Origin of the sequence: Rhodoferax sp. (assembly GCF_023701345.1) — a bacterium.
GTDB lineage: Bacteria > Pseudomonadota > Gammaproteobacteria > Burkholderiales > Burkholderiaceae_C > Rhodoferax.
Genome location: NZ_JAMPXE010000138.1, coordinates 1 through 8,018 on the forward strand (window position 1 = coordinate 1; position 8,018 = coordinate 8,018).

General features: G+C 57.9%; 12 protein-coding genes. 3 read left to right on the forward strand and 9 right to left on the reverse strand.

Features of this window, described 5'->3' with window-relative positions; all coding sequences use genetic code 11:
- Window positions 1-193 (forward strand): sigma factor-like helix-turn-helix DNA-binding protein (locus NDI87_RS14960; protein WP_296276234.1); only part of this gene is annotated, 193 nt, incomplete at its 5' end.
- 102 nt (window positions 194-295) lie between these two features.
- Entirely contained in the window at window positions 296-1,285 is a 990-nt protein-coding gene (locus NDI87_RS14965; protein WP_296276235.1) for a tripartite tricarboxylate transporter substrate-binding protein, read from the forward strand.
- A gap of 83 nt (window positions 1,286-1,368) precedes the next feature.
- Here NDI87_RS14965 and NDI87_RS14970 read toward each other — a convergent pair whose 3' ends face one another.
- From NDI87_RS14970 to NDI87_RS14995, 6 genes are all read right to left on the reverse strand, one after another.
- A complete protein-coding gene (locus NDI87_RS14970) occupies window positions 1,369-1,719 on the reverse strand; it encodes an HPF/RaiA family ribosome-associated protein (protein ID WP_296276236.1) in 351 nt (116 codons plus the stop codon).
- Between the two features lie 149 nt (window positions 1,720-1,868).
- Window positions 1,869-2,480: an SCO family protein gene (locus tag NDI87_RS14975; RefSeq protein ID WP_296276237.1), complete on the reverse strand. Its 612-nt coding sequence runs from the start codon at window positions 2,478-2,480 to the stop codon at window positions 1,869-1,871.
- A gap of 41 nt (window positions 2,481-2,521) precedes the next feature.
- Complete coding sequence (cyoE, locus tag NDI87_RS14980) at window positions 2,522-3,433, reverse strand: heme o synthase (protein WP_296276238.1); 912 nt, start codon at window positions 3,431-3,433, stop codon at window positions 2,522-2,524.
- Window positions 3,430-4,560, reverse strand: a complete 1,131-nt coding sequence (locus NDI87_RS14985) for a COX15/CtaA family protein (RefSeq protein WP_296276245.1) — start codon at window positions 4,558-4,560, stop codon at window positions 3,430-3,432. Before NDI87_RS14985 ends, cyoE begins: the two co-directional genes overlap by 4 nt.
- 43 nt (window positions 4,561-4,603) lie before the next feature.
- Window positions 4,604-5,266, reverse strand: coding sequence for a hypothetical protein (locus tag NDI87_RS14990; RefSeq protein ID WP_296276239.1), 663 nt, complete (start codon window positions 5,264-5,266; stop codon window positions 4,604-4,606).
- 22 nt (window positions 5,267-5,288) lie between these two features.
- Window positions 5,289-6,008: an SURF1 family protein gene (locus NDI87_RS14995; RefSeq protein WP_296276240.1), complete on the reverse strand. Its 720-nt coding sequence runs from the start codon at window positions 6,006-6,008 to the stop codon at window positions 5,289-5,291.
- Window positions 6,009-6,023: 15 nt separating this feature from the next.
- Between NDI87_RS14995 and NDI87_RS15000 the strand changes: the two genes are divergently transcribed.
- Window positions 6,024-6,236 (forward strand): twin transmembrane helix small protein, encoded by a 213-nt coding sequence (locus tag NDI87_RS15000; RefSeq protein WP_296276241.1) that lies wholly within the window; start codon window positions 6,024-6,026, stop codon window positions 6,234-6,236.
- Window positions 6,237-6,308: 72 nt separating this feature from the next.
- On the opposite strand, the gene NDI87_RS15005 is transcribed toward NDI87_RS15000, so the two are convergent.
- The 3 genes from NDI87_RS15005 to NDI87_RS15015 all read right to left on the reverse strand — a co-directional run.
- A complete protein-coding gene (locus tag NDI87_RS15005; protein WP_296276242.1) occupies window positions 6,309-7,190 on the reverse strand; it encodes a cytochrome c oxidase subunit 3 in 882 nt (293 codons plus the stop codon).
- Between the two features lie 52 nt (window positions 7,191-7,242).
- Window positions 7,243-7,464, reverse strand: a complete 222-nt coding sequence (locus NDI87_RS15010; RefSeq protein ID WP_296276243.1) for a DUF2970 domain-containing protein — start codon at window positions 7,462-7,464, stop codon at window positions 7,243-7,245.
- Window positions 7,464-8,018: cytochrome c oxidase assembly protein (locus NDI87_RS15015; RefSeq protein WP_296276244.1), on the reverse strand; the 555-nt coding region annotated here is incomplete at its 5' end. The genes NDI87_RS15015 and NDI87_RS15010, both read right to left, overlap by 1 nt.

Consider the following 8,018-nt stretch of genomic DNA (forward strand, 5'->3'; position numbering starts at 1 on the left):
GGCACTCGATACGCTGGATGCGCGCAGCCGCCACATCGTGGAGGAGCGTTGGCTGAAGGTGAACGACGACAACTCGGGCGGCATGACGTTGCATGACCTGGCAGCGGTGTATGGCGTCAGCGCCGAGCGCATTCGCCAAATTGAGGTCGCTGCCATGAAAAAAATGAAAAAGGCACTGGTTGAATTTGCCTGATCCTTCGGCAAAAAGACCGGCAGGTGCAGGCAAGCCCTGTGCCCTGCGCCACAATACCCCTGACAGCCCCGGCCTCAGGGGTATTTTTTTACAGGAGTCATCATGCGTCGTCAGTGGATCAAACTTTCCGTCATATCAATCGCAGCCAGCACCCTGCCCTTATTGGCGACAGCCCAAGTCACTTCAAAAGTGCCGGCCTGGCCCAGCAAGACCTTTCGCATCATCGTCGGCTTCCCGGGCGGTTCTTCACCTGACCTGACAGCCCGCACGCTGGCCGAGCCCCTCTCCAAAGCGCTGGGCCAGCCAGTGATTGTGGAAAACAAGGTGGGTGCCGGAGGCAACATTGCTGCCGACTACGTAGCCAAGGCCACTGACAACCATACCCTGGGCCTGATGATCAACGGCAACCTGACCACAGCCAAACTGCTTAACCCCAAGCTGCCATACGACCCGCTCAAGGATTTGCTGCCTGTGAGTCTGGTGGGGGTCTCGCCACTGGTACTGATGGCGCCCAAATCGGCGCCTGGCGCCAATGCCCAAGCCTTTCTGGCAGCTGCCAAACAAGCGGGCGACCGCTGGAGCTATGGCTCGCCCGGTGTTGGCACCGTCGGCCACATTGGCATGGAACTGTTCAAAAGCAAAACCGGCACCCAGGCCGTTCACGTGCCCTATCCCGGTTACGCGCAGGTGGCCACCGGCATGATTGGCGGGCAGTTGCACCTATCCATGCTGCCGCCCGCACTGGCCATGGCCCAGGTCAAAGGCGACAAGCTGCGTGCCATCGGCGTGACCTCGAGCGGTCGCAGCGCCCTGGCGCCCGATCTGCCGAGCATGGCGGAAGTGGGCGTGCCTGACTTCAACCTGGAAATCTGGAATGCGGTGGCCGCGCCCAAATCCATGCCGCCCGCCCTGGTGGCCAAACTGGCCGCGCTGGTCAGTGACATTGCCCGCACACCCGAGGTACGGCAAAAACTGTACGCCCAGGGTTGGCAAGTGGTGGGCTCGTCACCCGAAGGCCTGGCCAAACGGATTCAGGCAGATACCCGAATGTATGGCGCCATCATCAAAACACTGGACGTGAGCAACCAATAACGATTGCGGCAACACCCAAGCAACACCGGTCACCCTGCCGGGGTCAAGCCACTTGAGACGTTGACAGGCTCGCCTGTGCCCAGCTACTCTTGTGCCGCTGCACGAATCGTGTCACGCCCGTTTCGATCCTTGACGCGACCCAGGTCGGCGTCCAGGGCGCTGGCCAGCTTGTCCACCGCATTGATGAGGGCAACGCCCATCTTGTCGGCCTCGGCCGTGACGGTGACAGGCTGGCGACTGGCCACACGGGCCTCGAGTCGGCAGCGTTTGTCGTTAACACCCGATTTGGCACTGTCGAGGTCGGTCAAAAAGACTTCCAGACGCGTGATATGTTCCTTGAACCGGGCCAGACGGCTGCCCACTTCTTCGCGCACCCATTGGGCCAGGGGTTCGCCACCTTGAATATGGTCGTCGGTATTAACTTGAATTTGCACGTGATTTCTCCTGGGTTAAGTCCGGCTGTTTGTCCGGCACAAGCAATGCATTGGCTGGTTTCACTTTACATCAAGCCCGACGCCCGCAAGATGAGGATACGCAGGGTTCACACACACGACGCAAGGCCTCACATGCTTGCAGCCGACCGTCAGGGAACCGACGCAAGCAAGTGTTTGATGTCAGCCGCCGTGAGTTCAGGCTTGGTACCGTAACGCGTGAACAGGCGCAGCTTGCCCCTCGGGTCATATACATAACTGCCAGCGGTGTGGTCCATGGTGTAGCTGGTGGGGGTTGGACCGTTCACCTTTTTGTAATACACCTTGTAGTCTTTGGCCAGCACGGCCAACTGCTCAGGCGTTGGCACCAGCGCCAGAAAGGAGGGATCAAAAGCGGCCATGTATTCCTTGAGCATCCCGGGCTTGTCGCGTTCGGGATCGATAGTGACAAACAGGCCCTGGACGCGCTCACCGTCTTTGCCCAGCAATTGCTTGATCTGGGCCATCTCGACCATGGAGGTCGGGCAAACGTCGGGGCACTGGGTGTAGCCAAAGAACATCATGACGACCTTGCCCTGAAAGTCTTTGAGCGTGCGCACCTGACCATTGTGGTCGGAGAGGACAAAGTCTTTGGCGTAATCGGCACCGGTGATGTCGATGGCCGTGAATTGAGGGGCATTGGGTGAGCAGGCAGTGAAGAGGCATGTAACACCGACCAGCATGGTGCAGGCAGCCATCGATTTAAGCGCGTTTCGTTTATTCATAACGTCGATCATAAATGGGGGACTGTCTGCGCCCATGCCTGTCAAATGTAGTGGTCAATCAGCAGTGCAGCAAACAGCAAACTCAGGTGAATGAGTGAAAAACGAAAGGTCTTGCGCGCAAGCAAATCGGAATAGTCACGCCACAAGTACCAGGCATGCAAGATGAACCCGGCGTTCAGCACCACCGCGACCATCAGGTACAGCCAGGAACTCATGCCATAAATGAAAGGCAGCAAACACGCAGCCAGCAGGATGAAGGTGTAGAGCAGCACCATCAGCCGGGTGAATTCGTTGCCGTGGGTCACCGGCAGCATCGGCAGGCCGGACTTGCGGTAATCTTCCACACGGTACAGCGCCAGCGCCCAAAAGTGCGGTGGTGTCCACAGGAAAATGATCAGAAACAGGATCAGCGCCTCCGGCCCCACATTGCCTGCCATGGCGGCCCAGCCTAGCACTGGCGGCATGGCCCCGGAAGCGCCGCCAATGACGATGTTCTGCGGCGTCAATGGTTTCAGAATAACCGTATAGATGACTGCGTAGCCAATGAAGGTGGCAAACGTCAACCACATGGTCAGCGGATTGACCGCAAAATAAAGCAACGCCGAACCCAGCGCACACAAGGTGACAGAAAACAGCAGGGTATGATGATTTCCCAGTTGACCCCGCGCTGTCGGGCGCCACGCGGTGCGTTTCATCTTGGCATCAATGCCTTTTTCAATCAGACAGTTGAACGCGGCGGCGGCCCCGGCAACCAGCCAAATGCCCAGACAAGCCAGCGCGGCCACACCGACCTCGTGCCAGGACGGCACGCCTGGCACGGCCAGCACCATGCCGATCAGGGCGCAAAACACAATCAACTGAATGACGCGCGGCTTGGTCAACGCGTAGTACTGTGCCCAGATGGAGGCCTCCCTGGCCATGACTGGTTCAGTCGGTTGAGTGGCTTGGTTCATGCGACGCTCCCAAATTCTTTCATGGCAGAGTGGCCACGTGCTTCCCTGTCCGAGATGCGCTTGGACTTTGCGACAAGCCAGGTCAACAACAGGGCCAGGGCCGCAGCCCCGGCGGTATGCAACAAGGCGGCCGCCAAAGGCCAGTCAAACACCACATTGCTCAACCCCGTGATCAACTGCAACCCTGTCAAGGCGGCCAACAGCTTGGCCGGGCGCCGCCAACTGGCGCGTTGCAACAAGTAGACGGACACACCCAACAGGGCCAGCAACAGGTAAGCCATCAAACGGTGCACGTAATGAATAGCGGTCAGTGCGGCAAAGTCGATGGGCACGCCGCTCGCCGTCATACCCAGCGCCCGCCAGACTTCAAACCCCTGGCGAAAGTCCATTGCAGGCCACCACTGCCCCTGACACATCGGAAAATCATTGCAAGCCAGCACCGCGTAGTTGGTGCTGACCCAGCCGCCAAGCATGACTTGCAAAACCAGCATCAACAGAACCAGGGACAAGTAGCGCTGGAGTGAACGGGGTATGGCCGGCAGCGCCTGTGCAATCGGGTTTCCATGCGTCGTTTGCAGGCCAAGCAGCATCAGCAGACCCAGACCACCCAACAAATGCAAGGTGACGATCGCCGGATACAGCTTCATGGTGACAGTCAAGGCACCAAAAGCGCCTTGCACACAAACCCAAAAAAGGGTCAATGTTGGCAGCCATGGGCCCGCCACGGCCAGCGCTGTCAAATCAACCTGGCTGCGCGCCAGCCAGCGCTGGCGCCAGGCCAGCACCGTCAGGACCACAATCAAAGCGCCAACGCTTGCAGCCAGGTAGCGGTGCAGCATTTCGATCCATGCCTTGCTGTGGGTGACCGGTCCATTGGGCATCGCACTGCGGGCTTGGTCGATCTGCTGCGACGCCCCAAAAGGCGAACCACTGCCATAACAACCTGGCCAATCCGGGCAGCCCAGACCCGAGTCGGTCAGCCTGGTGAAGGCACCAAAGATCACCAGGTCAAAGGTCACGAACAAGAGAAGCACCGTCAGTGCATGGCGTCTTGCCTGCAGCGTGGGGTGGCGGCGCCAGATCCAGGCGATCGGCAGCACCACCACGCCGGCCACAATCAGCAGCATCTGCGCCAGAGGCGATAAATCGTACAAAGAAGTCACGCTGGGCTCAAGGATTGTCGGCACGCCCGGGCTTGTCCCAGGACGCCGAAGCGGTCAGCAATCGGCTCAGATCGCGTTTGGCCTGGGCCGCGTTCTTGACGTCCAGATCGGCCGGAAAACGCATCATCCATTTGCCCAAAGGGTCGACTACATAGAGATGATCAGACAGCTTCTGTCCCTTGTCAGGCGACAACCATTGCGTCAGACCTGCGGCATCCACCCGCAACACCAGCGCGCTGCTCAAGGCCGGCAACAAGGCTTGCGGCACCTCGGCCTGGTCATCCACCAACCAGACCCAGTCAATCCGGTCCTTCTCGCGGCCCATGGTCTCACGCAGTTGGCGCTGCAAATACAAATGCTGTTGGCACTGGGCGTTGCAGGCGCCGCCGGCAACGCTGACCAGCAGCCATTGGCCTCTGAGCGAGGCAAGCTGGTCCTGCTTGCCATCAAGACCATGGGTCAACAAAACCGGCACATCCCTCTGCGGCTCAATCAGTTCGCCGAAACTCTTGATCCGATCCGGCCTGAAAAAGTAAAAGGTCAGGTAGGACGCCACAACCGGCGCAGCACACACCAGCCAGACCAGCAACAGCCAAGCACGGCCCCGGCGCGTGCGCCCGGGCGGATCGCGCAGAGCCTCCTGGGCAGTTGGCACGGTGTTGACAACCATGGTCAACGGTGTAGCCCAGTCTTCAGACTTGGGTGCGTCGGAATCGTTTGACAATTTGAAACCAAAGGTAATAGAGAGCGACCAGACCGCTCAAGGTGAACCACTGAAATGCATAACCATAATGGGTGTCGACACCGGTATTGGGCTGCGGCCAATTTCTAGACAACCCGTCGCGCTGGGCGCCGGTCTCTTGCACGGAAACAGGCGTCAGAGCAAAGCCCAAAACGTCCCCGTAGGTCTTCGGATCCAGATTTTGCCTGATGCGTCCGTCATCAGCGCCGCCCAAATCAAAATGACGGGACGGTGGTGGGGATACCATGCCTTCAATCTGGACCACCGATGATGGGTTCACGATATCGGGCAGCGCCTGGCGATCCACGAAATTGCGCGCCACCCAGCCCCTTTGCACCAGTACCACCTGCCCTGTGGGCTCAAGCCTCAAAGGCGTCACCACCACAAACCCCACACGTTCGTTCATGGTCCGGTTGTCCAGAAAGACGGTGGCGTCGGTCAACCAACGGCCAGTCAAATTCACGCGCCGATAAAGCAGTTCACCCGTGTTGGGCATGGCCAGAAAACCTTCGTTATTCAACTGTGGTTTTGCGTGGTTTTCAGCGATCGCGTCGCGCAAGGCGATCTTCTGGGCGGCACGACCTAGCTGCCATTGCCCCAGTTCCAGACCCAGCACAAATAACAGCAGCGAGACACAACTCGCGATCCAGAAACGCCCGCGTGCACTCAAGTGATAATCCCGTTCATGAAATACATTGTCATTGTGGCCTTCATTGGTATTTTGGGAAGTTTGGCCTCTGCGCTCGTCTTCATGATGAAAAAAGACGGCAGCGACAACGACCGCGCCAAATCCATGGCCAAGTCGCTGGCGCTACGGGTTGGCCTGTCTATATTGCTGTTCACAAGCATTTTGGCGGCCTGGTGGCTGGGGCTGATTACCCCGACGGGCATACCCTAAAGAGCCAAGGCCCGTCGGGCGTTTTTTTGGCACAGCACTAAGCTGCGATGCCTGAGGAGGACGGTGCTAAGGTCAGAGCCAATAGACCACGATGTACAACCCCAACCACACCACGTCCACAAAGTGCCAGTACCAAGCGGCACCTTCAAAGCCAAAATGGTGCTCTGGCGTGAAGTGGCCTTTACGCAGACGCAGGGTGATGAACAGCAGCATCAACATGCCAATGAACACGTGAAAACCATGAAAGCCGGTCAACATGAAGAAGGTCGAACCATAGACCCCTGAAGCCAGTGTCAGGTTCATCTCTTGGTAAGCATGGGCATATTCGTAACCCTGCACAAACAGGAAGACCAGACCCAAAATTACCGTCAGCCACATGAAATTGATGGTCTTGCCACGGTCCCCGGCAATCAGCGCATGGTGAGCCACGGTCAAGGTGACCCCGGAAGTCAGCAGCAAGGCCGTATTGATGGTGGGCAGCCAGAACGGTGTCATGGCTTCAAACGGCTCAATGATGCCGGCTGGGGCAGCAGTCACGCCGGCCACCACGCTGGGCCACAGCGCTTTGAATTCAGGCCACAGCAAAGCATTTTCGGCATTGGCCAAGTTGGGCACCGAGTGCACCCGCAGCCACCACAGTGCGGCAAAGAAACCACCGAAAAACATCACTTCAGAGAAAATAAACCAGCCCATGCTCCAACGGAAGGAAATGTCGATACGCCGGCTGTACTTCCCGCTTTCGCTTTCACCGATGGCATCTTTGAACCACTGGAACAAAACCACGAGGAACCACAGCAAACCGAACACCAAGGAGTATTTCCCCCAGGTAATGCCATTCATCCAATTACCGGCACCCAGGAGTACAAAGAAAAGCCCGACAGCGCCCAGGGCAGGATGCCTGGAAGGCGACGGTACATAGTAATAGGGCGTCTTGTCGTGGGCAGTAGTACTCATTCTGTTTTCACCTTTAGCACTTAAATTTCACCAATTCAAACCGCCAGCCGCCTTACGCAGCCAGCACGGTGTTGACCAACCAGATCAGTGTCAACACCAAAAACAAGGCCCCCAACACGCCAACCACGATCACATGCACCGGCTTGACCTGCGCCATATCCTGTTGGTGGCCGCTGCGGTTACGCAAGCCCACAAAAGCCCAGGCCACCACCCGGACCGTGCGCCAGAAAGACACCTTACCGGCGCCTTTAGTCTCAGGCAAACGTTCTGCCATCAGGAACCATCCTTTGCCTGAACATTAGCCCAGTTACTGGCAACTGGCGCTGGTGGCGTCTTGCCACCAACTTCAAAAAAAGTGTAGGACAGCGTGATGGTCTTGACATCTCTGGGCAAGTCGCTGTCGACCACAAAAACCACAGGCCATGACTTCTTCTCGCCAGGCGCCAAGGTGTGCTCCTTGAAGCAAAAACACTCAAGCTTGTGAAAGTTGGGACCAGCCTGTTCAGGCGCGTAGCTGGGTACCGCCTGCGCGGTGATGCTACGGCCCTGCATGTTCTGAAACTCATACATGATCGTGGCCATTTCACCGGGATGAACGCGCAAACTGCTCTGCTCTGGCTTGAAGCGCCACAGTCCGCGCACGTTCGCATCAAACTCCACCGTCACGGTACGGGTGTCGTCCACCTGGGTGTTCAATGGTTTGGAGTCACCAGCGCTTTCGATGAATCGATCACCCAGAGCCAGCACATTGATGCCGGTCACGTTGCAAAACACTTCGTACAAGGGCAAGATCGGAAGAGCACACGTCTGAACTCCAGTCACCGTGCA